Here is a 25,229-nt window from a genome sequence, read left to right on the forward strand (position 1 = left end):
GCAGGTAGCTTAACCTTCGGGAGGGCGCTTGCCACGGTGTGGCCGATGACTGGGGTGAAGTCGTAACAAGGTAGCCGTATCGGAAGGTGCGGCTGGATCACCTCCTTTAGAGACACAAAGACAGCGCATTGCCTGTCAGGCGTCCGCACAAGTGACCTGCATTCAGAGCGTCCCGGCACACGGGGCCATAGCTCAGCTGGGAGAGCACCTGCTTTGCAAGCAGGGGGTCGTCGGTTCGATCCCGACTGGCTCCACCACTTTTCCTGCATGACTTTTGGGTCTGTAGCTCAGGTGGTTAGAGCGCACCCCTGATAAGGGTGAGGCCGGTGGTTCGAGTCCTCCCAGACCCACCAACTCTGAATGACAATTGCGCACACGAAGATCTGAAACACGCCTGGCGCTGAAGCCTGGCGGGTGTTCTTTGACAATGGGATGTAGCGAGCGTTTTGAGACGAATGTCCATGACGTGTCGTAGAGGCTAAGGCGAGGTGCGAGAGCACCTTTATTTGAAGTGATAAGTCGTTTTACGTTCGCAAACGACGTATGCCCCGAGGCGACTTGGGGTGATATGGTCAAGCGAATAAGCGCACACGGTGGATGCCTTGGCGGTCAGAGGCGATGAAGGACGTGGCAGCCTGCGAAAAGTGTCGGGGAGCTGGCAACAAGCATTGATCCGACAATGTCCGAATGGGGAAACCCACCCGCAAGGGTATTGCATGGTGAATACATAGCCATGCAAGGCGAACCCGGGGAACTGAAATATCTAAGTACCCGGAGGAAAAGAAATCAACCGAGATTCCGTCAGTAGCGACGAGCGAACGCGGAGCAGCCCAAAAGTCCGTACGGTTCTAGCAGAACACGCTGGGAAGCGTGGCCGTAGATGGTGACAGCCCTGTATGCGAAAGGGCCGCACGGATGAAATTGAGTAGGGCGGGGCACGTGAAACCCTGTCTGAACATGGGGGGACCATCCTCCAAGGCTAAATACTCCTGACCGACCGATAGTGAACCAGTACCGTGAGGGAAAGGCGAAAAGAACCCTGGTGAAGGGAGTGAAATAGACCCTGAAACCGTGTGCGTACAAGCAGTCGGAGCCCGCAAGGGTGACGGCGTACCTTTTGTATAATGGGTCAGCGACTTACTGTTTGTGGCGAGCTTAACCGTATAGGGGAGGCGAAGGGAAACCGAGTCTGATAAGGGCGCATAGTCGCAGGCAGTAGACCCGAAACCGGGTGATCTAGTCATGCCCAGGGTGAAGGTTGAGTAACATCAACTGGAGGCCCGAACCCACTCCCGTTGCAAAGGTAGGGGATGAGGTGTGATTAGGAGTGAAAAGCTAATCGAACCCGGAGATAGCTGGTTCTCCTCGAAAGCTATTTAGGTAGCGCCTCATGTGAATCCTCTCGGGGGTAGAGCACTGTTATGGCTAGGGGGTCATTGCGACTTACCAAACCATGGCAAACTCCGAATACCGAGACGGACTGCATGGGAGACACACGGCGGGTGCTAACGTCCGTCGTGAAAAGGGAAACAACCCAGACCCACAGCTAAGGTCCCAAATTCATCGCTCAGTGGTGAACGATGTGGAAAGGCACAGACAGCCAGGAGGTTGGCTTAGAAGCAGCCACCCTTTAAAGAAAGCGTAATAGCTCACTGGTCGAGTCGGTCTGCGCGGAAGATTTAACGGGGCTAAGCGATGAACCGAAGCTTGGGGTGCACAGCAATGTGCGCGGTAGAGGAGCGTTCCGTAAGCCGATGAAGGTGGATTGAGAAGTCTGCTGGAGGTATCGGAAGTGCGAATGCTGACATGAGTAACGATAATGGGGGTGAAAAGCCCCCACGCCGAAAGCCCAAGGTTTCCTTGCGCAACGTTCATCGGCGCAGGGTGAGTCGGCCCCTAAGGCGAGGCAGAAATGCGTAGTCGATGGGAAGCTGGTTAATATTCCAGCACCTCGCGTCAGTGCGATGGGGGGACGGAGAAGGGTAGGTGTACCGGGCGTTGGTTGTCCCGGGGAAAGCAGGTAGGCGGATCCTCTTGGCAAATCCGGAGGGTCATACGCCGAGCAGCGAGACCAGGCCATTAGGCCGAAGTCACTGATCCCACGCTTCCAGGAAAAGCCCCTAAGCTTCAGCTGACGCAGACCGTACCGTAATCCGACACAGGTGGGCAGGATGAGAATTCTAAGGCGCTTGAGAGAACTCGGGTGAAGGAACTAGGCAACATGGCACCGTAACTTCGGGAGAAGGTGCACCGCTTCCGGTGGCCCATGCGGGCTATAGCTGGGAGCGGTCGCAGAAACCAGGCCGCTGCGACTGTTTATCAAAAACACAGCACTCTGCAAACACGAAAGTGGACGTATAGGGTGTGACGCCTGCCCGGTGCTGGAAGGTTAATTGATGGGGTCAGCCGCAAGGCGAAGCTCTTGATCGAAGCCCCAGTAAACGGCGGCCGTAACTATAACGGTCCTAAGGTAGCGAAATTCCTTGTCGGGTAAGTTCCGACCTGCACGAATGGCGTAACGACAGCGGCGCTGTCTCCACCCGAGACTCAGTGAAATTGAAATCGCTGTGAAGATGCAGCGTTCCCGCGGCAAGACGGAAAGACCCCGTGAACCTTTACTACAGCTTTACACTGAACGTTGAGTTCGTCTGTGTAGGATAGGTGGGAGCCTGTGAAACCGAGGCGCTAGCTTCGGTGGAGGCAACCTTGAAATACCACCCTGATGTGCTTGACGTTCTAACCTGGGCCCGTGATCCGGGTCGGGGACCGTGTATGGTGGGTAGTTTGACTGGGGCGGTCTCCTCCCAAAGTGTAACGGAGGAGCACGAAGGTACGCTCAGCGCGGTCGGACATCGCGCACTGTGTGCAAAGGCATAAGCGTGCTTGACTGCAAGAGCGACGGCTCAAGCAGGTACGAAAGTAGGTCTTAGTGATCCGGTGGTTCTGTATGGAAGGGCCATCGCTCAACGGATAAAAGGTACTCCGGGGATAACAGGCTGATACCGCCCAAGAGTTCATATCGACGGCGGTGTTTGGCACCTCGATGTCGGCTCATCACATCCTGGGGCTGTAGTCGGTCCCAAGGGTATGGCTGTTCGCCATTTAAAGTGGTACGCGAGCTGGGTTCAGAACGTCGTGAGACAGTTCGGTCCCTATCTGTCGTGGGCGTTGGAGATTTGAGAGGGGCTGCTCCTAGTACGAGAGGACCGGAGTGGACGAACCCCTGGTGTTCCGGTTGTCACGCCAGTGGCATTGCCGGGTAGCTACGTTCGGAAGCGATAACCGCTGAAAGCATCTAAGCGGGAAGCGCGCCTCAAGATGAGATCTCCCGGGACGCAAGTCCCCTGAAGGAACCATCAAGACCAGGTGGTTGATAGGCACGGTGTGTAAGCAGGGCAACCTGTTGAGCTAACGTGTACTAATGATCCGTGAGGCTTGACCATATCACCTCAAGCCGCCTTATCCTCGACAACACGTCGATGGCATTCGATCCAGGCTTTCGCAAGAAAACCGCTTCGCAAGAAGCAAACGACTCGCTACGTCCCACCCCTTGAGAGCGTGAGCGCGATCAGTCCGACTAACCCCGGACCGAACCGCGACCCTCCACCCTCTCCCTGGTGACAATAGCGCTGTGGCACCACCCGATCCCATTCCGAACTCGGAAGTGAAACGCAGCCGCGCCGATGGTAGTGTGCATCCGCATGCAAGAGTAGGTCATCGCCAGGGCCTTACACCAAAACCCCGCCAGCAATGGCGGGGTTTTTCTTTGTGCATTGGACTTACCCAGCCATGGTTTCCTTGCGGGATACTCAGCCGCGTTTGAGCGTCACCACCAGCACGTCACGATGGGCCGGTTCCGACGGATCGAGTGCCGTCACCGCCGTCACCCCGTGGAAAACGCGCGCGTCGTCGACCAGCGCGGCATCGAACGGTTGCGTCAACGTGAACGACCCGAGCTCGGTCCCATCAGCGAGATGGATCGTCGTCGTGCCGCTCTCGATGTTGCGCCGATCGACCATGAGCACCAGGACGTAATCGACGCCATCGCGATGCACGCCTTCCGGAGTGGGCTCCCCCGCTTCGCCGGGACGCGCTTCGATGCGGAACTGGTGCACTTCGATCCGCCACCGCGCCACGTCCGGCGCGAGCGATCCGAAGAACCCGACGCAATACCGAAGCATCGTCTGCAGGCAGGCACCTTCGGCGACCGCGTCGGTCACCGGCTCGAACCACCGCTCGATGTCGCCCTGCAGCGCGTTGTATTCGCTCGTCTGGAAGTGGGGCTGATGCTGCGCGCGTTCGATGACACCGCCATTCGACACGAACACGGCATGCCGCCGCTTGCGCGCCCGCCCGGTCCGCGCGAGATACGGATCCGGGCCGAGTTGCTCCCAACTCGCCGCGAACGCCGGCCAATCGTCCAATCCGCCGACACCCGCGAGCGTCTCCCGCATCGCATCGCCGTGCACGAAGCAGAAGCCTTGCGCGTGCACGACGCCGACGCACCGCGCGCCTTCCGCATCCATGGCGAACCCTGCGCTCACGCCGTCAGGCCGCGACGGGGGCCAGGTCGCCGACATGCAAGGCCGCCAGCGCGATCAGCGCCATCGCACACGCAAAGCCGACGAACCACACCAGGCTGCGCAGCGAGTGCTTCATCCCCAGCGTGTAGACCACGCCGTGCAGCACGCGGCTGATCACGAAGACCACGGCCAGCCACGCCACATGTGCTTCCGGCACGCCGGCGAACTGCGCCATCACCACGCCCGCGGCGAACGGCGCGAACGCCTCGAACGCGTTGAGCTGCGCCGAGTTCGCGCGATGCACCTTCGGGTCGGTCTGCCGCGCGATCCACCCGCGCGGGTCGCGGTTGTCGTAACGCTCACCGCCGGCTTTCGCCACCGTCGTCCACACGTACGGCAGCAACGCCGCCGCCAGCACGCACCAATACGCCACGGTCATCGTCATCTGCGCGTCCTTTCCGTCGAGGGAAGAATCACTTCGAAGCGCTGGGGCGCGACGCATCGCGCGCCGCGCGGAACGGATTGCCCGTACGCCAATTCGGCCACGTCGTACCGTCGGCCAGCACGCGACCGACCTCGTAGAGCGTGTCCAGGTCCTGCATCGTCCCCTGCAGGTTCCACTTGGCGTCGAACTCGTCGGCCGGCTTGTGATAGCGGTTCGCGGTGTAGTCCTCTGCCGCCTTGCGGCCCGCCGCCGCACCGCCGTCGACGAGATCCTCGCCTCCCTCGGCATACAGCGCCGGCACGCCGGCCTTCGCGAAGTTGAAATGGTCGGAGCGGAAGTAGAACCCGCTTTCCGGCGTGGCTTCCGCATGCAGCGTGCGGCCCTGCTTGTCGGCGATCGTCTTCAGCACGTCGTCGAGTTCCGAATTGCCCAGCCCCGTCACGACGATGTCCTTCGACGGCCCGAAAGTCGACATCGCATCGATGTTGATCGCCGCCACCGTGTCCTTCAGCGGCACGGCCGGATGCGCCACGTAATGCTTCGAGCCGAGCAGGCCCGATTCCTCCAGCGTCACCGCGAGGAACAATACCGATCGCTTCGGCGGCGCCTTCGCGAATTGCCCGGCGATCTCCAAGATCCCCGCGACGCCCGTCGCGTTGTCGATCGCGCCGTTGTAGATGTTGTCGCCGGCTTCGTCCGCGTGCTTGCCCAGGTGATCCCAGTGCGCGAGGTACACGACGGCCTCGTCCGGCCGCTCCGTTCCCGGGAGTTTCGCGATCACGTTGCGCGAGGATTTCTCGATGATCGTGCTGTCGAGCGTCACCGACGCCTTCGCCTCCAGCGGCACCGCCTTGAAGCCGCGCTTGTTTGCGGCCGCGCGCAGCGCATCGAAATCCAGACCGGCATCGGCGAACAACGCCTTCGCCTGCGCGCCGGAAATCCAGCCCTGCACGGGCAGGCGCGGCGCCGGATCGTCGCTGGCGCGCAAGTCGAACTGCGCACCGGACCACGACCCGCGCACCACGTCCCAGCCATACGACGCGCCAGCATCGTCGTGCACGATCAACGCCGCGGCCGCGCCCTTGCGCGCGGCTTCCTCGAACTTGTAGACCCAGCGCCCGTACCACGTCATGCGGCGCCCTTCGAACAACGTCGGATCGTTGGCATGGAACCCGGGATCGTTGACGAGGATGACGACCGTCTTGCCCTTCACGTCGAGCCCGGCGTAATCGTTCCAATGCTGCTCGGGCGCATCGACGCCATAGCCGACGAACACGACATCGCTGTCGGCCACCGCCACGTGCTTCTGCCCGCTGCGCGTGCCGATCACCATGTCGTCGCCGAACTTCAGCGTATGCGGCTTGCCCTTCACGACGATCCGCATCGTCGTGTCCTCGTTCGCGGTCGTCTCGGTCATCGGCACGACCTGCGTCCACTGCCCGTTGTTGCCCGGCTGCAGGCCCATCGCCTTGAATTGCGACACCAGGTAATCGACGGTCTTCTCTTCGCCCGGGCTGCCGGGCGCGCGACCTTCGAATGCATCGGAGGCCAGCACGCGCACGTGTTCGGCGAAATCGCCGCCGACGATTCCGGGAACGAAGTCGTGCGTCGAAGCGGGGACCGGCGTGGCGACGGTCGTGGGCGTTGCGGCGGTGGCCGCCGCGGGCGCAGCGCCCTCGGGCGCGCGGTTGCAACCAGCCAGCGCGACCGCGCCGGCGAGAACGAACAAGAACGGTCGAACCAGCGTGCTCGGCATCCGCCATCTCCGGGTCGGGGGGAACCCGGGGATTTAAGCACGGCGCACGCGGGCCGGCCCGTGCCGGCCCGCGATGCGGGAAGCGTCAGTCGCGACGGTTGTCCGGCGCGGTCTGCGTGCTGAAGGCGATCGGCGTGGCGCCGCTGATGCGGCCGACCTTGGCGGAGGTGTGGACATAGAGCACGACCTCGCGCTCGAAGACCATCGCGCCGTCGACGCGGGCGTTCGGCCCGATCACGATGCGCGGCGGCTTCTGCTTGCCCTGGAACCAACCGTTGTTGTTCGGCTTCTCGACGCGGATGCCGCCGCGCACGTGCGAACCGATGCCGACCGTCACGTCGCCGTTGACGGTTTCGATGCCGCCGCCGACGTCGGTGTCGACCAGGCCGATCGCACCGTTCACCGTGCTCACGCCGTCGCCGATGTTGCCGCCGCGGTCGACGAAGATGCTGCCGTTGACGGTCTCGACGGTGTCGGCGATCTGTGCCTGCTCGCCGACGCGGATGCCGCCGTTGACGGTGGAGAGCGACCGCACGCGGATGCCGTCGCCGCCGGCGATGCTGCCGTTGACGGTTTCGACGTCGTCGGCCTGGGCGTTCGACTCCACCTTGATGCTGCCGTTGACCGTGCTGAGGTCCTCGTAGACCTGGCCCGGCTGCGCGGTGATGCTGCCGTTGACCTTGTCGACTTCCTCGTGGCGATGCTGCGCGAAGGACGGCAGGGCCGCGACGGCAAGCGCGAGGGCGAGGGTGAGGCGGGCGTGCTTCATGGGTCGGTCCTGGGAAATGAGCGGCGTGTCCGGCAATTGATGCGGGCAAGCGGGCTTCGGTTTAACCCCCTTCGCTACAATCTTCCGCAGACCCCCGTTTACTGCCCGGAGCCGCCGTGCCTGTCGCCCCCTCCCGCCCGAAACCCGTCGTCCTGCTGATCCTCGACGGGTGGGGCCATCGCGAGGACCCGACCGACAACGCCCTGGCCCAGGCCCTGATCCCGAACTGGCGCCGCCTCTGGGCCGCCGCGCCGCACACGCTCATCCATACCGAAGGCCGGCATGTCGGCCTACCCGACGGGCAGATGGGCAACTCGGAAGTCGGGCACATGAACCTCGGCGCGGGCCGCATCGTCTACCAGGACCTCACGCGCGTGGATGCGGCCATCGAAGACGGCAGCTTCTTCGCCAACGCCGAATTGCTGGCCACCTGCGCCGCCGCGCGCGCATCGAACGGCACGCTCCACGTCATGGGCCTGCTTTCGCCCGGCGGCGTGCACAGCCACGAAGCGCACATCTTCGCGATGCTCGAGATGGCCAAGCGCGCGGGCGTCGAACGCGTCCGCGTCCACGCCTTCCTCGACGGCCGCGACACGCCGCCGCAATCGGCGCACGACAGCCTCGTCGCGCTGCAATCGAAGTGCGACGCGCTCGGCAACGCGCGCATCGCCACCGTCGGCGGCCGCTACTTCGCGATGGACCGCGACAAGCGCTGGGATCGCGTGCGCCGCGCGTGGGACGCCATCGTCGAAGCGCGCGCGGACCACCGCGCACCCGACGCGCTGTCCGCGCTCGCCGCCGCCTACGAACGCGGCGAGACCGACGAATTCGTCGCGCCCACCACCCTCGCCGGCGCCACGCCGATGCACGACGGCGACGCCGTGGTGTTCATGAATTTCCGCGCCGACCGCGCGCGCCAGCTCACCGCGGCGTTCGTCGATCCGCACTTCGCCGGATTCACCGCGCCTCGCCCGCAGTTGTCGCGCTTCACGTGCCTGACCGAATACGACGCCAAGCTCGACGCGCCTGTCGCCTTCGGCCCCGACGACCTGCGCCACACGCTCGGCGAGCTGCTCGCCGACAACGGCCTGACGCAACTGCGGATCGCCGAAACCGAGAAATACGCGCACGTGACGTTCTTCTTCAGCGGCGGCCGCGAAGACCCGTATGCCGGCGAATCGCGCATCCTCATCCCGAGCCCGAAAGTCGCCACCTACGACCTGCAGCCGGAAATGAGCTGCCCGGAGCTCACCGCGAAACTCGTCGAAGCGATCGATTCGCAGGCCTTCGACGTCATCGTCTGCAACATCGCCAACCCCGACATGGTCGGCCACACCGGCAACATCGCCGCCGCGATCCAGGCCGCCGAAGCCGTCGACATCGCCATCGGCGCGGTCGAAGGCGCGGTGCGCCGCACGGGCGGCGCCTTGCTGATCACGGCCGATCACGGCAACCTCGAGCAAATGCGCGATCCCGACACCGGCCAGCCGCACACCGCCCACACCGTGGGGCCGGTGCCGTTGATCTACGTCGGCCCCCGCGCGGCCACGTTGCGCAGCGGTGGCGCGTTGCGCGACGTCGCACCGACCATGCTCGATCTGCTCGGTGTGCCGCAGCCTGCCGAAATGACCGGCCACAGCCTCCTGATGCCTGCTTGAAGTCCTTCGTCGCGCTCGCACTCGCCACCGCGCTGTCGCTGACGGCCGGCGTCGCGTCTTCGCAGAGCAGCAAGGAGACCGAACAGCAACTGCGCAAGGTGCGCACGGAGCTGAAGGACGTGGCGGCCGAGCGCCGCAAGCTCGAAGGCCAGCGCGGCGACGCATCGCGCAAGCTGCGCGATGCGGACGAACAGGTCGGCAAGGTCGGCCGCGCGGTGCGCGACACCGAACGCGCGCTCGCGCGTGATCAAACGCAACTGGCCGACCTGCAGCAGCGGCGCGACACGCTCAACGCCGGTCTGTCCGCACGCCGCAGCGAACTGCGCCAACTCCTGCGCGCGGCGTACACCGTCGGCGACGACTCCGCACTGAAGGCGTTGCTTGCGCAGGACACCGTGGACGAGGCGCAGCGCACGCTCGCCTACCACCGCTATGCGCAGCGCGATCGCGCGCAGCGCATCCGCGCGCTGACCACGGAGCTGCATGAGGTCGACGTGCTCGAGCAACAGATCGTCGAACGCCGGACCGCGCTGGACGTGGCGCGCCGCACGCAGCAATCGCAACTGGCCTCGCTCGAAAAGGCGCGCACCGACCGCAAGCAACTGGTCGAGCAACTCGATTCCAGATACCGCGACCGCGCCAGCCGCGAACGCGCGCTCGGCCAGGATGCCAAGGCGCTGCAGCAATTGTTGACGCAGTTGCGCGCCGCCGCCGCGAAGGCCGCGCGCGAGAAGGCCGCCGCCGACCGCGCCGCCGCGGCGAAGGCGAAAGCCACCGGCAACAAGTCCACCGCGAGCACGCCGCTGCGGCGGAACACCACGACGGGCCCGGCGCTGCAGGTCGGCGGACTCAGCTGGCCGGTCTCGGGCAGCCTGGTCGCGCGGTACGGCGGGCCGATGCCCGACGGACGCACCAGCCAGGGCGTGCTGATCGCCGCGCCCGCGGGCACGACGGTCAAGGCCGTCGCCGATGGGCGCGTGGTGTTCGCCGACTGGATGAATGGCTACGGCCTCATCCTCATCGTCGACCACGGCAACGGCTACATGAGCCTGTACGCGCACAACGATGCACTGCTGAAGGACGCCGGCGACGCGGTGAAGCGCGGCGACGGCCTGGCGAGCGTCGGCAACTCCGGCGGGCAGGGGCGCACGGCGCTGTACTTCGAACTGCGGCGCAACGGCCAGCCGGTGAATCCGGATACGTGGCTGAAACGTCAGTGACGAAGGCCACGCGCTTTTAACGCCCATGCGCGCCACGCTTGCATAATCGAAACCGCCTCCCGCGCCCCCACGCACCGGACCTGATCATGCGCCAGCCCACGTACGCCCTCCTGCTGTTGCTCGCCTCGGGCTGCGCGTTCGCGCAGGAACCGCCGGCCACCGCCGCGCCGGAGCAACGCGCCGAACAGCAAGTCTCCACCAGCGACGATCCCGACGCCGCCGAAAGCGCGACGAAGATCCCGCTCGACGAAATCCGTCGCTACGTATGGGTCTACAACGCGGTCAAGGAAGCCTACGTCGATCCGGTGGACGACAAGAAGCTGATGGATTCGGCGGTGCGCGGCCTGCTGCTCGATCTCGATCCGCACAGCGCGTACCTCCCCAAGCGCGATGCGCGCGCGTTCGACGAACAGACGCAGGGTGCCTACACCGGCGTCGGCGTCGAATTGATGACGCTGCCCGACCGCACGCTCAAGGTCGTCTCGCCGATCGACGACACGCCCGCCGCGCGCGCGGGCATCCAGGCCAACGACATCATCATCGCCATCGACGGCAAGTCGGTGTCCGATCGCGACGTCGAGGAGAGCGCGGACGACGACGACGCCGACGGCAACACTGCGCCGCTGCGCGGGCCGCCTGGCACGAAGGTCGTGCTGACCATCGTGCGCGAGAGCAAGCCCAAGCCGTTCGACGTCACGCTGACGCGCGAACGCATCCGCGTCACCAGCGTGCGTTCGCGCGCGCTCGAACCGGGCTACGGCTACATCCGCCTGGCGACGTTCCAGGCCGACACCGCCGCGGATTTCTCGCGCGCGCTCGACACGCTCGAAGCAAGCGGGAAATTGCGCGGCCTGGTGATCGACCTGCGCAGCAACCCCGGCGGCCTGCTCACCGCCGCGGTGCAGATCGCCGACGAATTGCTCGACAAGGGCAAGATCGTCAGCACGCGCGGCCGCGTGGCGTTGAGCGACGCGGAGTTCAGCGCGACGCCGGGCGACCGCTTGAACGGTGCACCCGTCGTCGTGCTCGTCGATGCCGGCTCGGCGAGTGCCTCGGAGGTGCTCGCGGGTGCGTTGCGCGACAACGGGCGCGCGCGCGTAGTCGGCAGCCGCACGTTCGGCAAGGGCTCGGTGCAGACACTGTTGCCGCTCGACAACGGCGATTCGGTGAAGCTCACCACCGCGCGGTATTACACGCCCAGCGGCAAATCGATCCAGGCGCTCGGCATCCAGCCCGACGTCGTGCTGCGCCCCGCGAAGGGCGCGGTGAACGGCGGCAAGGCCGGCTACAGCGAAGCCACGTTGCCGGGCCACTTGCGCGGCGACGAGGAAATCGCGGGCGACAACGCGGGCGAAGTGCTCGACGGCGACGCGCCGATCGCCTCCGCGCTCGCCGAGCTCAAGAAGAACGTCGCGATGGCGCCCAAGCCCGCCGCAGAACCGGCGCCGAAGAAAAACTAGTAGCCGCGCTGCCTGCGCAGGCGGCGCGCGATCGCCGCGCGCACCAGGACGGCGAACACCACGCCGAACGCGAAGCCCGCCAGGTGCGCCCACCAGGCGACCGCGCCGAGCGTCGGGCCGATGTAGGCGAACACCACCTGCAGCAGCACCCAGATGCCGATCAGCAGCGAGGCCGGCGCGCGTACGAACTCGAGGAACAACCCGAGCGGCAGCACGACGCCGAGCTTCGCGCGGGGGAACAGCGCGAGATACGCACCGATCACCGCGGACACCGCGCCGCTCGCGCCGATGATGATCCGGTCCGGCGCGCCGATGGTCAGCGCCGCCGCCAGGTTCGCCACCGCGCCACCCAGCAGGAACAGGCCCAGGAACCGCCACGGCCCCATCGCCCGCTCGGCGGGCAGCCCGAAGATCAGCAGGAACACCAGGTTGCCGACCAGATGGGCCCAGTCGGCGTGGAGGAACAGGGCCGTGACCAGCCGCAGGGCGCGCCCGTCCTGGAAGGCCGCGGGCCACGCATCGGGCGAGAGGAACCCGCCGGACAGCGCGCCCCAGCCCTGCACCAGGGCCCGTTGCTCGCCGCTGGTGCCGGCCGTCGCCCACACGAAGGCGGCCGACAGCAACGCCACCAGCACGGGCGTGGCCCAGCGCAGTCCGCTCTTCTGGCGGGTAGGGAGGGAAACGAACATGGCCGGTCCATCCTACGGCGAAAAAAGCGAACGAGCGTTCGTTACGAAATGGGGAGTACCTCGTTAGCAACAAGTTAACGACTTGTGTATCTTCCCTACGGCGTCGTACGTCGGGAGGGGTTCCGGCACGCGCCGGTGCAGGCCGCAGAGCCTCCCGAGCCCAAAACAAAAATTCGTCACCGGAGACAACACGCAATGCAAACGAACACCGTCATCCGCATCTCCGCACTCGCGCTCGCCGTCGCGGGCGGTCTTGCGTTCGGCCAGGCGCACGCGTCGGGCTTCCAGCTGAAGGAAAACAGCGTCAAGGCGATGGGCCGCGCATTCGCCGGCAGCGCCGCCGCCAGCGGCGACGCCTCGGTCGTCGCCAACAACCCGGCCGCCATGTCGACGTTCAAGAAGTCCGCCGTGCAGGCCGACGTCACCATCGTCGACCTCAAGGCCGACTTCACCGGTGGCGGCCTCGCCGCCGCGGGTTCGCCGCTGCAGCAGCCGCTGCGCGGTGGCAACGGCGGCAACGCCGGCGACACCACGCCGATCCCGGCGCTCTCCGCGATCTTCCCGCTGGGCGATTCCGGCGTGACCGTCGGCGCCATGGTCAGCGCGCCGTTCGGCCTGAAGACCGAATACGAACCCACCTGGGTCGGCCGCTACACCGCGATCAAGTCGGAAGTGAAGACCGTCGACCTGACGCTTGCCGCGTCGTTCGATTTCGGCAGCGACGTCTCCTTCGGCCTCGGCCTGGTGTACGAGCGCGCCGAAGCCACGCTGTCGAAGGCCATCGACTTCGGTTCGCGCATCTGCTCGATCAACGTCGCGCTGTGCGTCACGCCGAACCCGGTCGCCGCGCCGTACGGCCCGCAGAAGAATGACGGCACGATCGAGGTGACCGGCGACGACACCGGCATCGGCTGGATCGCCGGCATGCACATCCACCCGAACGAAAACTTCGCGCTGGGCTTCTCGCACCGCTCGGAGATCAGCCACGACATCGCGGGCACGGCCGATTTCACGGTGCCGGCCAACGTTTCGCCGCTGCTCGCCGTCGGCGCGCCGGGCCAGTTCGTCGACACGGGCGGTGGCGCGTCGCTGACGACGCCATCGGTCGACACGATCTCGGTCAGCTACGGCGTCACCGACAACTTCACGCTGCTCGGTGACTGGTCGTACACGCAGTGGTCCTCGCTGCAGGAAGTCGCGATCACCTTCCAGAACCCGCGCCAGCAGCCCAACCCGGCCGTGGAAGAGTTCGAGTGGTCCGACACCTCGTTCTGGTCGCTGGGCGCCGAGTACGCACTGAACGACCAGTGGACGTTCCGCGCCGGTTACGCGCAGGACCAGTCGCCGACGAAGAACGAAACCCGCACGCCGCGCCTGCCCGACGCCGATCGCCAGTGGCTCTCCATCGGCGCCACCTGGGCCCCGAGCGAGCATTGGGAAATCAGCGCCGGCTACACCCGCATCGAGACGGACGACCCGACGGTCGCCCTGGCCCCGTCGCTCGCGACGAGCGGCTCGACGCTGGTCGGCGAGTACGACGCCAACGTGAACCTGTGGGGCCTGTCGGGCCAGTACAAGTTCTAATCAGCGTCTGCGTCATTGGAAAGAAAAAAGCCCCGCGAAAGCGGGGCTTTTTTTGTGCGCGTCGGGGATTACTCGCCCAAGGTCAGCAACGACGCATTGCCACCCGCCGCCGTCGTGTTCACCGTCACCGTCTTCTCCGTGCCGAAGCGCGGCAGGTAGTGCGGGCCGCCGGCCTTCGGGCCGGTGCCGCTCAATCCCTGGCCACCGAAGGGCTGCACGCCGACGACTGCGCCGATCTGGTTGCGGTTGACGTACGCGTTGCCCACTTTGATGCGCGCGATGATGTGCTCGATCGTCTCGTCGATGCGCGAGTGGATGCCGAGCGTCAGGCCGTAGCCGGTCGCGTTGATCGCGTCGATCACCTTGTCGAGCTCGTTGCCCTTCCACCGCACGACGTGCAGCGCGGGGCCGAAGACTTCCTTGTGCAGGCGGTCGATCGAATCGATCTCGAAGGCCACCGGCGCGAAGAACGTGCCGTGCTCGGTCGCCGCGTCCATCTTCGCCTCGGCGATCAGCTTCGCTTCGCCGCGCATGCGCTTGCCGTGTTCTTCCAGCATGCAGAAGGCATCGGTGTCGATCACCGGGCCGACGTCGGTCGACAGAAGGCCCGGGTCGCCGACCTGCAACTCCGCCATCGCACCGGCGAGCATCGCAATCGTCTTGTCGGCGATGTCGTCCTGCACGAACAGCACGCGCGCGGCCGAGCACCGCTGGCCCGCCGACGTGAACGCCGAGGACATCGCGTCCTTGATCAGCTGTTCCGGCAACGCGGACGAGTCGCCGATGAGCGCATTCTGCCCGCCCGTTTCCGCGATCAGCACGCCGATGGCGGCGTCGCGCGCCGCGAGCGCGCGATTGATCGCGCGCGCCGTATCGGTGGAACCGGTGAACGCAACGCCGGCCACGCGCGGATCCTTCGTCAGCGCCGCGCCCACCGTCGCGCCGTCGCCCGGCAGGAACTGCACGACCTTCTCGGGCACGCCCGCTTCGTGCAGCAGCTTCACCGCGTAGTAGCCGATGATGTTGGTCTGTTCCGCGGGCTTGGCGATCACGCTGTTGCCGGCGGCGAGCGCGGCGGCGACCTGGCCGAGGAAAATCGCGAGCGGGAAATTCCACGGCGAGATGCAGACGAACACGCCGCGGCCCTGCAAGCGCAGCTCGTTCGATTCACCGGTCGGGCCCGGGAGCTTTTCCGGATGCGCGAACAGCTTGCGCGCCTGTCCGGCGTAGTAACGCAGGAAGTCGACGGCTTCGCGCACTTCGGCGACGCCGTCGGGAATCGTCTTGCCCGCTTCCTTCGTGCACATCGCCATGAACTGCGGCATGCGTTGTTCGAGCAGCGTGGCCGCGTGTTCGAGGATCGCCGCGCGCGAAGCGGCCGGCGTGGCATCCCACGCGGGCTGCGCGTCGACGGCGTTGCGCAGCGCCTGTTCGACGGTCGCGGCATCCGCCGCGCGCCACGTGCCGACCTGTTCGCGGCGGTCGGCCGGATTGGTCACGGAGATGTCGGCGCCGGCGGGGTTCGCGCCCGGCACCAGCGGCATGGCGCGCCACTTGCCGTCGACGGCGGCGTTGACTTGTTCGGCGAGGGTGCGCAGCTGCGCGTCGTTGGCGAGATTGATGCCCATGGAATTGTCTCGTTCGTCGGCGACATCGGCCGCCTGGCTGCGATACACGTCGCGCGGCAGCGGAATGCGCGGATGCGGAATGGAATCGAACGCGTCGACCGTTTCGACCGGATCGCGGATCAGGTCGTCGATGGCGACGTCCTCGTCGGTGATGCGGTTGACGAAGCTCGAATTGGCGCCGTTTTCCAGCAGGCGGCGCACGAGGTAGGGCAGCAGGTCTTCGTGCGAACCGACCGGCGCGTACACGCGGCACGGCACGTCGAGGCGATCGGCCGGCACGACTTCGGCGTACAGGTCGTCGCCCATGCCGTGCAACTTCTGGAACTCGAAATTCCGGCGCTCCGCGCCACCGCGCGCGAGGCGATGGATCGCCGCGATCGTGTGCGCGTTGTGCGTGGCGAACATCGGATAGATCGCATCGGACGCGGCGAGCATGCGGCGCGCGTTGGCGAGGTAGCTGACGTCGGTGTTCGGCTTGCGCGTGAACACCGGATAGCCCGCTTGCCCGTCGACCTGCGCGCGCTTGACCTCGCTGTCCCAGTAGGCGCCCTTGACCAGGCGTACGGGAATGCGGCGGCCGGTGCGGCGCGCGAGGTCGGCGAGCCAGTCGATCACGAACGGCGCGCGCTTCTGGTAGGCCTGCACGGCGAGGCCGTAGCCTTCCCAGCCGTCGAGCGATTTGTCTTCGTAGGCCGCGCCGATGACGTCGAGCGAGAGCTCGAGGCGGTCGGCTTCCTCGGCATCGATGGTGAAACCGATGCCGTAGGACTTGGCGAGCTGCGCCAGCTCGAGCACGCGCGGCACGAGTTCGCGCATCACGCGTGCGCGCTTGGCCAACTCGTAGCGGGGATGCAGCGCGGAGAGCTTCACCGAGATCGACGGCGCGGCGAAGACGTCGGTGCCGACGAAGTTGCCGCTCGTGCCGATCGCCTTGATCGCCTCGCGATAGGCGCCGAGGTAACGCAGCGCGTCCTGCGTGGTCAGCGCGCCCTCGCCGAGCATGTCGAACGAATAGCGATAGGCCGCGTTGGCGCCCTTGCGCGAACGCGCGAGCGCCTCGCCGATGGTGCGGCCCATGACGAACTGGTGGCCCATGATGCGCATTGCCTGCCGCACCGCGAGGCGCACCACGGGTTCGCCGATCCGGCCGACCAGCCGCTTGAAGGCGTTGTGGACGTCGCGCTTGGTGTCGTCGGCCAGGTCGACGAGGTGGCCGGTGAGCATCAGGCCCCAGGTCGATGCGTTCACGAGGATCGAATCGGACTGGCCCATGTGCCGCTTCCAGTCGGCTTCGCCGAGCTTGTCGCGGATGAGCTTGTCGGCGGTGTCCTGGTCGGGGATGCGCAGCAGCGCCTCGGCCACGCACATCAGCAGCACGCCTTCCTCGCTGCCGAGGTCGTACTGCCGCATGAAGGCTTCGATGGCGCCCTGGTCCTCGGCGCGGGCGCGCACGCGGCGCACGAGGTCCGCGGCGGTGGCCTGGATGGCGGTGCGGTCGGCCTCGGGCTGGCGCGCATCGGCGAGCAGTTCGCGCACATGGTCGGTTTCGTCGCGCACCCAGGCGGCCGTGATGGCGGCGCGGAGCGGAGCGGGGGACGCCGGCAATTCCGGCGAGAGCAACGGCGCATCGGCCGTCGCGGGGAGGGGAAGCGAATTCATCGGGCCCGCGTATGAACGTGGCGAGCCGCATAGTGTAGCGGCGCGCACGCTGCGCGGCTTGCCCCGCATGGTCGCCGGGGGCTACCATTTCGCGCTTTCCGCAGCCGGTTTTGCGTCACGCCGGTTGCGGTCCGGAATGATCGAGATGGTGTCGTCGGGGGTCGGGACGGGTGCGCAACTGCGGTTGCGTCCGCCGCGGGCGCTGACGGCCCGGCAGTTCCTCGCCCTGTTCGCTTCCCTGGCCGCCGCGATGTGGCTGGTCGCGGGCCTGGGGTGGTGGGGCGGCAACGTCTTCGCCCCCGCGTTCGCGCTGCTCGACAGCGCGCTCGTGGCGGTGGCACTGCGATGGCTGTGGCGGCTGGGAGAGCGCCGCGAGGTCATTTCGATCGGGCCGGAAGCGGTCGAGGTCTGGAGGTCGGCACAGCCGGCGCCCGCGTTCCGCGCGCATCCGGTCTGGGTGCGGCTGGACGTCGAAGGCGACGGTGAGTCGGTCGTGCTGTCTTCCAGCGGAGTCCGCTGCGAGGTCGGCGCCTTCCTCGGCCCGGGTGAACGGAAACAACTCGCGCAGCGCCTCCGGGCCCTGCTCGAGGCCAGCCGGGCGCCACCGACGTCATGACACGACATTGCATTCAGCTGCGGGGCTCGAACCGATGAAAGCAGGCTTCAATTCCACCGGCGCCAAGGCATTCGCCTCCCGTGCGGCCGTCGCGGCGTTCGCGCTCCTGGCGTCGCTCTCGGCGTTCGCGCAATCGGCCGCCGAGCCGTCCTCGCCGCATCCGTGGCAGCTCAACATGCGCGAGGGCGTCACGCACTCCTCGAGGATGGCGTACGAAGCCCACATGGTCGCCCTGTGGATCTGCGTGATCATCGGCCTGGTGGTGTTCGGCGCGATGTTCTACGCGATGTTCAAGTTCCGGAAGTCGAAGGGCGCGGTGCCGGACACCAGCTTCACGCACAGCACAAAGCTGGAGATCGTGTGGACGCTCGTCCCGGTCATCCTGCTCGTGGGCATGGCGTGGCCGGCCACCGCCAAGCTCATCGCGATGTACGACACCCGCAACTCCGAGATGACCATCAAGGTCACCGGCTACCAGTGGATGTGGAAGTACGAATACCTGGGCGAAAACGTCGAGTTCACCAGCCGCCTGGCCAAGTCCAGCGACGCGATGCGCCAGAGCAAGCAGGTGCCGTCCTGGACCAACGAAGCCGACCGCAACTACCTGCTCGACGTCGACAACGTCCTCGTCGTGCCGGTGAATACCAAGATCCGTTTCGTGATCACCGCCGACGACGTCATCCACGCCTGGTGGGTGCCCTCGCTGGGCTGGAAGCAGGACGCGATCCCCGGGATCATCAACGAAGCCTGGACCGACATCGACACCCCCGGCATCTACCGCGGCCAGTGCGCGGAGCTGTGCGGCAAGGACCACGGCTTCATGCCGATCGTCGTGAAGGCGGTTTCCAAGGTCGAATACCAGCGCTGGCTCGCCGAGCAGAAGGCGAAGAATCCGGCCAACGCATCGCCGGCCGCCGCGCAGGCCACCGCCGTGGACGCCATCCAGGCTTCGCCGCAGGGCATCGCCCCGCGCCAGCCGGCCACGCCGGATCCCAGCAACACGCCGACGCCCGAGAAAGCCGAGCCCGTGACGCACTGACGCGCACGCACCGGTCCTCGACTTTCCCACGCACTCACACGCATTACCTGAGGTAGGCCATGGCACACGACGCCGCCGTCCACCACGACGACCACGGTCACAAGCAGTCCTTTGTCGAACGCTGGTTCTTCTCCACGAACCACAAGGACATCGGCACGCTGTACCTGGTGTTCTCCTTCATCATGTTCATCATCGGCGCGGGCATGTCGGTGATCATCCGCGCCGAATTGATGCAACCGGGCCTGCAGTACGTCAACCCGGAATTCTTCAACCAGATGACCACCGTGCACGCGCTGGTCATGATCTTCGGCGGCGTGATGCCGGCCTTCGTCGGCCTGGCCAACTGGATGGTGCCGCTGCAGATCGGCGCGCCGGACATGGCGCTGCCGCGCATGAACAACTGGTCCTTCTGGATCATGCCGTTCGCCTTCACGCTGCTGCTGTCCACGCTGTTCCTGCCGGGCGGCGCGCCCGCCGGCGGCTGGACGCTGTACCCGCCGCTGTCGCTGCAGGGCGGTAGCAACGTCGCGTTCGCGATCTTCGCCATCCACATGATGGGCATCAGCTCGATCATGGGCGCGATCAACATCATCGCCACCATCCTCAACATGCGCGCCCCGGGCGTGGACCTGCTGAAGATGCCGATCTTCTGCTGGACGTGGCTGATCACCGCGTTCCTGCTGATCGCGGTGATGCCGGTGCTCGCCGGCGCGGTGACGATGCTGCTCACCGACCGCTTCTTCGACACCAGCTTCTTCACGGCGGCCGGCGGCGGCGACCCGGTGATGTTCCAGCACATCTTCTGGTTCTTCGGGCACCCCGAGGTCTACATCATGATCCTGCCCGCCTTCGGCGTGGCCTCGGAGATCATCCCCACCTTCTCGCGCAAGCCGCTGTTCGGCTACCAGGCGATGGTGTACGCCACCGCGTCGATCGCGTTCCTGTCGTTCATCGTGTGGGCGCACCACATGTTCACGGTGGGCATGCCGCTGGGCGGCGAGATCTACTTCATGTTCGCCACGATGCTCATCGCCGTGCCGACGGGCGTGAAGGTGTTCAACTGGGTCACCACGATGTGGAAGGGCTCGATCTCGTTCGAGTCGCCGATGCTGTGGGCGATCGCCTTCGTGATCCTGTTCACCATCGGCGGTTTCTCGGGCCTGATGCTCGCCATCGTGCCGGCGGACTTCCAGTACCACGACACCTACTTCGTCGTCGCGCACTTCCACTACGTGCTCGTGACCGGCGCGCTGTTCTCCATCATCGCCGCCGTGTACTACTGGTGGCCGAAGTGGACGGGCCGCATGTACAACGAGACCGCCGCCAAGTTCCACTTCTGGTGGTCGGTGGTGTTCGTGAACCTGCTGTTCTTCCCGCAGCACTTCCTGGGCCTGGCCGGCATGCCGCGCCGCATCCCCGACTACAACGTCGTGTTCGCGGACTGGAACCTGGTTTCGTCGATCGGCGCGTTCGGCATGTTCCTCACGCCGTTCATGATGGCCGCGATCCTGTACTCCTCGTTGCGCAACGGCGCCAAGGCCACCGACCGCGTGTGGGAAAGCGCGCGCGGCCTGGAATGGACGGTGTCTTCGCCGGCCCCGCACCACACCTTCACCACGCCGCCGGTCATCAAGGACGGCGACCTGGCGCACGGCGACTTCGCGCACATGGATTTCGACTGACGGCGCTGGGTGCCTGAAGTGATCGCCATGACCGACGTCCCCAAGCCCCTGAGCGCCGACGAAGTCGCAGCACGCCGCAAGCGCGTGCTGCGGACGGCGTGGGCGATCGGCGCGGTGGCGCTCGCGGTGTACCTGGCGTTCCTGCTGTCGGGGGTGTTCGGTCAATGAACGCGCCCGACAACCACACGCCCGACAACGGCCGGAAGAAATTCGGCGTCGGCAAGATGGTCGGCGTCGCGCTCGGCGCGTTCGTCTTCACCTTCTCGCTCGTGCCGCTGTATCGCATCGCCTGCGAGAAGGTGTTCGGCGTGCGCCTGGAGAAGGAAGCGGCCGCCGCGCCGCGCGACGGCGGGGCCAACACGCAGCGCACGGTCACCGTGGTGTTCGACGGCGGCGTGAACTCCAAGCTGCCGTGGGACTTCGAGCCGCAGCAGGCGACGATGCAGGTCCACCCGGGCCAGCAGTACGAAGCCAGCTACTTCGCACGCAACACCAGCGACCGCGCAATCGTCGGCAATGCCGTGCCGTCCGTGGCGCCGGCGCGCGCGTCGGGCTATTTCAGCAAGACCGAATGCTTCTGCTTCACCGCACAGGAACTCGACGCCGGCGAAGGCCGCGCGATGCCGGTGCGTTTCATCGTCGACCCGGCGCTGCCGGCCGACGTCAACACGATCACGCTGTCGTATACCTTCTTCAAGAACGATGCCCAGACCGCGCAGCTGAACGCGCCGAAGGCCGCATCGAGCCTGCCGCACGCGGCTCCCTGAGCCTCATTCGAAACCGGAAACCGTCATGGCCCAAGCCCACGAGTCCCACGACACCAACGTCTACTACGTGCCGCACGGCAGCCGCTGGCCGGTGGTCGCGTCGGTCGCGCTGTTCACCACCATGCTCGGTTTCGCGCAGTGGTTGAACGAAGTCAGCTGGGGCAAACCGGTGTTCTTCCTCGGCATCGCCTTCCTGGCCGCGATCCTGTTCAAGTGGTTCGGCGACGTCATCCGCGAGTCGCTGCGCGGTTTCTACAACAAGCAGGTCGACACCTCCTTCCGCATGGGGATGGTGTGGTTCATCTTCTCCGAGGTGATGTTCTTCGCCGCGTTCTTCGGTGCGCTGTTCTACGCGCGCCAGTTCGCGTTGCCGTGGCTGCAGGGCGAAGGCCACAAGGTCGCCACGCACGCCGTGCTGTGGTCGGACTTCACCGGCGGCTGGCCGAGCAACGGCCCGGGCGCCATCGGCGGCGCGTACCAGACCATCCCGGCGTGGGGCCTGCCGCTGCTCAACACGCTGATCCTGCTCACCTCGGGCGTGACGGTCACCATCGCGCACCACGCGCTGAAGTCGGGCCATCGCAAGCAGCTGCTGCTGTTCCTCGGGCTCACCGTGCTGCTGGGCGCCTCGTTCCTGTTCTTCCAGGCCGAGGAGTACATGCACGCCTACAAGGAACTCAACCTGACGCTCGGCTCGGGCATCTACGGTTCGACGTTCTTCATGCTCACCGGTTTCCACGGCGCGCACGTGACGCTTGGCACGATCATGCTCGCGATCATCTGGTTCCGCTGCGCCGCGGGCCACTTCAACCGCGACAACCACTTCGCGTTCGAAGCGGTGGCCTGGTACTGGCACTTCGTCGACGTGGTGTGGCTCGGCCTGTTCCTGTTCGTGTACGTGCTGTAAGCGCGCACGCGGGAACGCGTCGTTCCAGGGATTCCCGTCGCGGGCCGGCCATGTGCCGGCCCGCGTCGTCTCCGGGCCCGGGTCAGGGCGCGCGGCCGACGCCGTGCGGTTCGATCCAGCCCATGTAGATGGCCAGGATCACGAACAGGATCAGACCGACCGACAGCGCGATGCGCTTGGTCAACGCGTTGACGGTGCGCTTGGTCGTTCCCTTGTCGACCAGCATGTAGTACAGCCCGGCGCCGAGGTTCCAGACGATGAGTATCAGGACAGCGACGATCAACAGGGTCTTCAGCGAATCGCTCATGGCGCGGGTCCTCTGTGCGTCGTCGGCATTATCGCGCCGCCGCGGGACGCACGCGTGAGCCGTCGCGGGACATTCTGGTTCGGCTGGGCGCTGGCGCTGGTCGTCATGGCGCTCTTCGCGCGCCTGGGGTTCTGGCAGTACGCGCGGATGCAGGAGAAGCAGGCGCTGCTCGCCGATGTCGCGCGCGCGCTGCACGAGGAAGGCGACCGGGGCCTGGAGTCGGACGTCATCGGCGGCATCCACTGGCTGTCCGGCGAGGCGGAAGTCCTGGCGCCGACGTTGCTGCTCGACAACCAGATGCACGACGGCCGCGCCGGCGTGCGCGTGTATTGCATCGTGCAGCCCGACGCCGCGGCGCCGCGCTGGCTGGTCGATTTCGGCTGGACGCCCGTCGGCGGCAACCGCGCCATGCCCGCCGTGCATTGCCCGACGGGCCGCATGCGCATCCGCGGCCTCAGTGTGCCGACGCCTTCGAGCGGGCTGAAACTCGGCGCGCCGATGCAGGCGCTCGACCGCGGCCGCTGGTTGATGGTGCGCCTGGATCCGGATGCCATTTACCAGGCGACGAAGATCAGCCAGGTACCGTCGTACGTCCTGAAGCTCGATCCTGTACTCAAGACAGGCTGGACGCGCGACCTCGACGTCCTCCCGAACACGCTGCCCCCCGAACGCCACCTCGGCTACGCGGTCCAATGGTGGGCGCTTTGCCTCGCCGTCTTCACCACCGCGCTCGTCCTTTCCATTCGCAAGAAAAAACGCCACGCATGAACGCCCCCCGCGAACATCGCTCCATCGACACGGCCACGCGCAACCGCAATCGCTGGATGCTCGTCGGCATCTTCGTGCTGTTCTTCGGCGGGCTCGTGCTCGCCGGATTGCTGCGCTTCTCCGGCTGGCGGCCCGAGGGCTCGAAGAACAAGGGGGAATTCCTCCAGCCCTACGGCGACCTGCGCGGCGTCACGCCCACGCTCGCCGACGGCAGCCCGTATCGCTGGCGCGATGCGGAACGCACGTGGCGCATCCTCGCGTTGGCCGACCGTTGCGACACCACCAACGCCGCGAAATGCGAGCGCCTGCTCACCGACCTGGACAAGGTGTGGCAGCTCTCGGGCAAGGATGCCGACCGCGTGCACGTGCTGTGGGTCGGCGCGTTGCCGGCGAAGGGCCCGCGCCCGGCGACGTTGCGCGTCCTGCGCCCGAGCGATGCGCTGCGCGACGGCCTGCCGCGTTCGCAGGATCCGGCCGGCATGCCGGTCTACGTGCTCGATCCCAATGGTTTCGTCGTTCTGCGCTACGCTCCCGGATCCGACCCCGGGAACGTGCGGACCGACCTGTCCCGCCTGCTCAAGGTGAACTGAGATGGTGTCCAGCGCTTCGGCTGTCGTCCGCCACGGCATCCATCGCAACTTCCATCGCCTGGCGTGGCTCGCCGTCGTGCTCGCGCTCGGCGTGATCGTGTTCGGCAGTTTCGTTCGCCTGTCGAACGCGGGCCTGAGCTGCCCGGATTGGCCGACGTGTTACGGCCGCGCCGCGTGGCCGCAGCATGCCAACGAGGCGGCCGACCATGCCGCCACCGCCATCCGCGCCGTCGAACCGCACAAGGCGTGGCGTGAACAGCTGCACCGCATGCTCGCCGGGTCGCTCGGGCTGGTCGTACTCGCGCTCGCGCTGCTCGCCGCGCGCCGCCGCCGGTTCGGCATCGCGCAGGTGCTGCTCGCATCGCTGCTGGTCGGCATCGGCATTCCGCTGTACATGCACGGGCAGCATGTCGCGGCGTCGGTATTCGCCGTCGCCGGCGAGGCCCTGCTGTTGATCGCGGCCTTGCGCTGGTCGAACGCCGATCTCGCGCGCACGGCCGCGCTCACGCTGATGGTGATCGTCTTCCAGGCATTGCTCGGCATGTGGACCGTCACGTGGTTGCTCAAACCCATCGTCGTGATGGGACACCTGCTCGGCGGCCTGCTGACCTTCGCGCTGCTGACATGGATGGCATGGCGCGCGACCGACATTCCGATCCGCCTGGCCGATGCGAAGCGCGTACGCGTGCTGTTGCTGGTGGGCGTGGCGCTGCTCGCGGTGCAGATCGCGCTTGGCGGCTGGACCAGCGCGAACTACGCCGCGCTCGCGTGCGCCAACGATTTCCCGAAGTGCGTTGGCCAGTGGTGGCCGCCGACGGATTTCCGCGAAGGGTTCGTTCTGTGGCGCGGCATCGGCGTGGATTACGAAGGCGGCGTGCTCGACGGGCAATCGCGCATCGCGATCCAGATGGCGCACCGGATCATGGCCGGCATCGTGTTCGTCTATCTCGCGATTCTCTCGGTGCGGTTGATCCGCATCCCGGGGATGCTCGCGTGGGGCGTCACGCTCGGCGCGCTGCTGCTCGCGCAAGTCGGCCTGGGCATCGCCAACGTCAAGCTCAGCCTGCCGCTGCACATCGCGGTGCTGCACAACGCCGGCGCGGCGCTGCTGCTGTTCGTGCTGGTTTCCCTGATCGCGCGCGTGCGCCCGCCGGAAGGTTGA

Annotated in this window: 18 protein-coding genes, 2 tRNA genes, 3 rRNA genes and 2 pseudogenes (1 of these 25 cut by a window edge); 18 read left to right on the top strand and 7 right to left on the bottom strand. The window is 66.3% G+C overall.

Annotation, left to right across the window (positions count from 1 at the left end):
- The 5 genes from LF41_RS13945 to rrf all read left to right on the top strand — a co-directional run.
- A 16S ribosomal RNA gene (locus LF41_RS13945) occupies positions 1 to 108 on the top strand; it begins 1,437 nt to the left of the window's first position.
- Between the two features lie 73 nt (positions 109 to 181).
- Positions 182 to 257, top strand: a tRNA-Ala gene (locus LF41_RS13950).
- 19 nt (positions 258 to 276) lie between these two features.
- Positions 277 to 353: transfer RNA gene (locus tag LF41_RS13955), tRNA-Ile, on the top strand.
- A 217-nt stretch (positions 354 to 570) separates the two neighbouring features.
- Positions 571 to 3,443: ribosomal RNA gene (locus LF41_RS13960) — 23S ribosomal RNA — on the top strand.
- Positions 3,444 to 3,613: 170 nt separating this feature from the next.
- A 5S ribosomal RNA gene (rrf, locus tag LF41_RS13965) occupies positions 3,614 to 3,726 on the top strand.
- The 16S, 23S and 5S rRNA genes sit together here with 2 tRNA genes alongside, the layout of an rRNA operon.
- An 83-nt stretch (positions 3,727 to 3,809) precedes the next feature.
- On the opposite strand, the gene LF41_RS13970 is transcribed toward rrf, so the two are convergent.
- The 4 genes from LF41_RS13970 to LF41_RS13985 all read right to left on the bottom strand — a co-directional run bounded on the left by LF41_RS13970 (position 3,810) and on the right by LF41_RS13985 (position 7,493).
- Positions 3,810 to 4,526: a 2OG-Fe dioxygenase family protein gene (locus LF41_RS13970; protein WP_036170776.1), complete on the bottom strand. Its 717-nt coding sequence runs from the start codon at positions 4,524 to 4,526 to the stop codon at positions 3,810 to 3,812.
- A 22-nt stretch (positions 4,527 to 4,548) separates the two neighbouring features.
- Positions 4,549 to 4,968 (bottom strand): MAPEG family protein, encoded by a 420-nt coding sequence (locus tag LF41_RS13975; RefSeq protein WP_052116457.1) that lies wholly within the window; start codon positions 4,966 to 4,968, stop codon positions 4,549 to 4,551.
- A gap of 28 nt (positions 4,969 to 4,996) precedes the next feature.
- On the bottom strand, positions 4,997 to 6,712 hold the full coding sequence (locus LF41_RS13980) for a M28 family metallopeptidase (protein ID WP_036171019.1): 1,716 nt from the start codon (positions 6,710 to 6,712) through the stop codon (positions 4,997 to 4,999).
- Between the two features lie 97 nt (positions 6,713 to 6,809).
- Positions 6,810 to 7,493 carry a DUF4097 family beta strand repeat-containing protein gene (locus LF41_RS13985; protein ID WP_036170779.1) on the bottom strand — a complete coding sequence of 228 codons (684 nt, stop codon included), beginning with the start codon at positions 7,491 to 7,493 and terminating at the stop codon, positions 6,810 to 6,812.
- 116 nt (positions 7,494 to 7,609) lie between these two features.
- On the opposite strand from LF41_RS13985, the gene gpmI reads away from it, so the two are divergent.
- The 3 genes from gpmI (at position 7,610) to LF41_RS14000 (ending at position 11,831) form a co-directional block, all read left to right on the top strand.
- Positions 7,610 to 9,151: a 2,3-bisphosphoglycerate-independent phosphoglycerate mutase gene (gpmI, locus tag LF41_RS13990; protein ID WP_036170782.1), complete on the top strand. Its 1,542-nt coding sequence runs from the start codon at positions 7,610 to 7,612 to the stop codon at positions 9,149 to 9,151.
- Positions 9,148 to 10,371 carry a murein hydrolase activator EnvC family protein gene (locus LF41_RS13995; RefSeq protein ID WP_036170785.1) on the top strand — a complete coding sequence of 408 codons (1,224 nt, stop codon included), beginning with the start codon at positions 9,148 to 9,150 and terminating at the stop codon, positions 10,369 to 10,371. Before gpmI ends, LF41_RS13995 begins: the two co-directional genes overlap by 4 nt.
- 86 nt (positions 10,372 to 10,457) lie before the next feature.
- Positions 10,458 to 11,831 carry a S41 family peptidase gene (locus tag LF41_RS14000; protein WP_084073659.1) on the top strand — a complete coding sequence of 458 codons (1,374 nt, stop codon included), beginning with the start codon at positions 10,458 to 10,460 and terminating at the stop codon, positions 11,829 to 11,831.
- On the opposite strand, the pseudogene LF41_RS14005 reads toward LF41_RS14000, so the two are convergent.
- A pseudogene (locus LF41_RS14005) lies at positions 11,828 to 12,391 on the bottom strand (rhomboid family intramembrane serine protease); the annotation flags it as partial. The gene LF41_RS14000 and the pseudogene LF41_RS14005 overlap by 4 nt on opposite strands.
- A gap of 324 nt (positions 12,392 to 12,715) precedes the next feature.
- On the opposite strand from LF41_RS14005, the gene LF41_RS14010 reads away from it, so the two are divergent.
- Entirely contained in the window at positions 12,716 to 14,104 is a 1,389-nt protein-coding gene (locus LF41_RS14010; protein ID WP_036170791.1) for an OmpP1/FadL family transporter, read from the top strand.
- 68 nt (positions 14,105 to 14,172) lie between these two features.
- Here the strand turns inward: LF41_RS14010 and putA are convergent, their stop codons facing one another.
- Positions 14,173 to 17,391, bottom strand: coding sequence for a bifunctional proline dehydrogenase/L-glutamate gamma-semialdehyde dehydrogenase PutA (gene putA / locus LF41_RS14015; RefSeq protein WP_036170793.1), 3,219 nt, complete (start codon positions 17,389 to 17,391; stop codon positions 14,173 to 14,175).
- A gap of 136 nt (positions 17,392 to 17,527) precedes the next feature.
- On the opposite strand from putA, the pseudogene LF41_RS14020 reads away from it, so the two are divergent.
- The 6 genes and pseudogenes from LF41_RS14020 to LF41_RS14040 all read left to right on the top strand — a co-directional run.
- A pseudogene (locus tag LF41_RS14020) lies at positions 17,528 to 17,999 on the top strand (DUF2244 domain-containing protein); the annotation flags it as partial.
- A 42-nt stretch (positions 18,000 to 18,041) separates the two neighbouring features.
- Positions 18,042 to 19,046 (top strand): cytochrome c oxidase subunit II, encoded by a 1,005-nt coding sequence (gene coxB / locus LF41_RS14025; RefSeq protein WP_036170798.1) that lies wholly within the window; start codon positions 18,042 to 18,044, stop codon positions 19,044 to 19,046.
- Positions 19,047 to 19,105: 59 nt separating this feature from the next.
- Positions 19,106 to 20,728, top strand: a complete 1,623-nt coding sequence (gene ctaD / locus LF41_RS14030) for a cytochrome c oxidase subunit I (RefSeq protein WP_036170800.1) — start codon at positions 19,106 to 19,108, stop codon at positions 20,726 to 20,728.
- Between the two features lie 27 nt (positions 20,729 to 20,755).
- The gene (locus LF41_RS17155; RefSeq protein ID WP_202594055.1) at positions 20,756 to 20,896 is read left to right on the top strand and encodes a hypothetical protein; all 141 of its coding nucleotides are present in this window, start codon (positions 20,756 to 20,758) and stop codon (positions 20,894 to 20,896) included.
- Positions 20,893 to 21,495: a cytochrome c oxidase assembly protein gene (locus tag LF41_RS14035; RefSeq protein WP_036170802.1), complete on the top strand. Its 603-nt coding sequence runs from the start codon at positions 20,893 to 20,895 to the stop codon at positions 21,493 to 21,495. Before LF41_RS17155 ends, LF41_RS14035 begins: the two co-directional genes overlap by 4 nt.
- Positions 21,496 to 21,520: 25 nt before the next feature.
- Entirely contained in the window at positions 21,521 to 22,402 is an 882-nt protein-coding gene (locus tag LF41_RS14040) for a cytochrome c oxidase subunit 3 (RefSeq protein WP_036170804.1), read from the top strand.
- Positions 22,403 to 22,484: 82 nt separating this feature from the next.
- On the opposite strand, the gene LF41_RS14045 is transcribed toward LF41_RS14040, so the two are convergent.
- Complete coding sequence (locus LF41_RS14045) at positions 22,485 to 22,709, bottom strand: twin transmembrane helix small protein (protein ID WP_036170806.1); 225 nt, start codon at positions 22,707 to 22,709, stop codon at positions 22,485 to 22,487.
- 54 nt (positions 22,710 to 22,763) lie between these two features.
- On the opposite strand from LF41_RS14045, the gene LF41_RS14050 reads away from it, so the two are divergent.
- The 3 genes from LF41_RS14050 to LF41_RS14060 are packed head-to-tail and all read left to right on the top strand — an operon-like array spanning position 22,764 to position 25,229.
- Complete coding sequence (locus tag LF41_RS14050; protein WP_036170810.1) at positions 22,764 to 23,477, top strand: SURF1 family protein; 714 nt, start codon at positions 22,764 to 22,766, stop codon at positions 23,475 to 23,477.
- Positions 23,474 to 24,067, top strand: coding sequence for an SH3 domain-containing protein (locus LF41_RS14055; RefSeq protein ID WP_052116459.1), 594 nt, complete (start codon positions 23,474 to 23,476; stop codon positions 24,065 to 24,067). Before LF41_RS14050 ends, LF41_RS14055 begins: the two co-directional genes overlap by 4 nt.
- 1 nt (position 24,068) lies before the next feature.
- Positions 24,069 to 25,229, top strand: a complete 1,161-nt coding sequence (locus LF41_RS14060; protein ID WP_052116460.1) for a COX15/CtaA family protein — start codon at positions 24,069 to 24,071, stop codon at positions 25,227 to 25,229.

Origin of the sequence: Lysobacter dokdonensis DS-58, from assembly GCF_000770795.1 — a bacterium.
GTDB classification, from domain to species: domain Bacteria; phylum Pseudomonadota; class Gammaproteobacteria; order Xanthomonadales; family Xanthomonadaceae; genus Noviluteimonas; species Noviluteimonas dokdonensis.

Excerpts from the sequence above, each read along its gene's own strand:
- LF41_RS14060 (WP_052116460.1), top strand. The coding sequence starts at position 24,069 with ATGGTGTCCAGCGCTTCGGCTGTCGTCCGCCACGGCATCCATCGCAAC.
- LF41_RS13970 (WP_036170776.1), bottom strand. The coding sequence starts at position 4,526 with ATGGATGCGGAAGGCGCGCGGTGCGTCGGCGTCGTGCACGCGCAAGGC.
- LF41_RS13975 (WP_052116457.1), bottom strand. The coding sequence starts at position 4,968 with ATGACGATGACCGTGGCGTATTGGTGCGTGCTGGCGGCGGCGTTGCTG.
- LF41_RS14055 (WP_052116459.1), top strand. The coding sequence starts at position 23,474 with ATGAACGCCCCCCGCGAACATCGCTCCATCGACACGGCCACGCGCAAC.
- coxB (WP_036170798.1), top strand. The coding sequence starts at position 18,042 with ATGAAAGCAGGCTTCAATTCCACCGGCGCCAAGGCATTCGCCTCCCGT.
- LF41_RS14000 (WP_084073659.1), top strand. The coding sequence starts at position 10,458 with ATGCGCCAGCCCACGTACGCCCTCCTGCTGTTGCTCGCCTCGGGCTGC.
- LF41_RS17155 (WP_202594055.1), top strand. The coding sequence starts at position 20,756 with ATGACCGACGTCCCCAAGCCCCTGAGCGCCGACGAAGTCGCAGCACGC.
- ctaD (WP_036170800.1), top strand. The coding sequence starts at position 19,106 with ATGGCACACGACGCCGCCGTCCACCACGACGACCACGGTCACAAGCAG.
- LF41_RS14010 (WP_036170791.1), top strand. The coding sequence starts at position 12,716 with ATGCAAACGAACACCGTCATCCGCATCTCCGCACTCGCGCTCGCCGTC.
- putA (WP_036170793.1), bottom strand. The coding sequence starts at position 17,391 with ATGAATTCGCTTCCCCTCCCCGCGACGGCCGATGCGCCGTTGCTCTCG.
- LF41_RS14035 (WP_036170802.1), top strand. The coding sequence starts at position 20,893 with ATGAACGCGCCCGACAACCACACGCCCGACAACGGCCGGAAGAAATTC.
- LF41_RS14045 (WP_036170806.1), bottom strand. The coding sequence starts at position 22,709 with ATGAGCGATTCGCTGAAGACCCTGTTGATCGTCGCTGTCCTGATACTC.
- LF41_RS13985 (WP_036170779.1), bottom strand. The coding sequence starts at position 7,493 with ATGAAGCACGCCCGCCTCACCCTCGCCCTCGCGCTTGCCGTCGCGGCC.
- LF41_RS14040 (WP_036170804.1), top strand. The coding sequence starts at position 21,521 with ATGGCCCAAGCCCACGAGTCCCACGACACCAACGTCTACTACGTGCCG.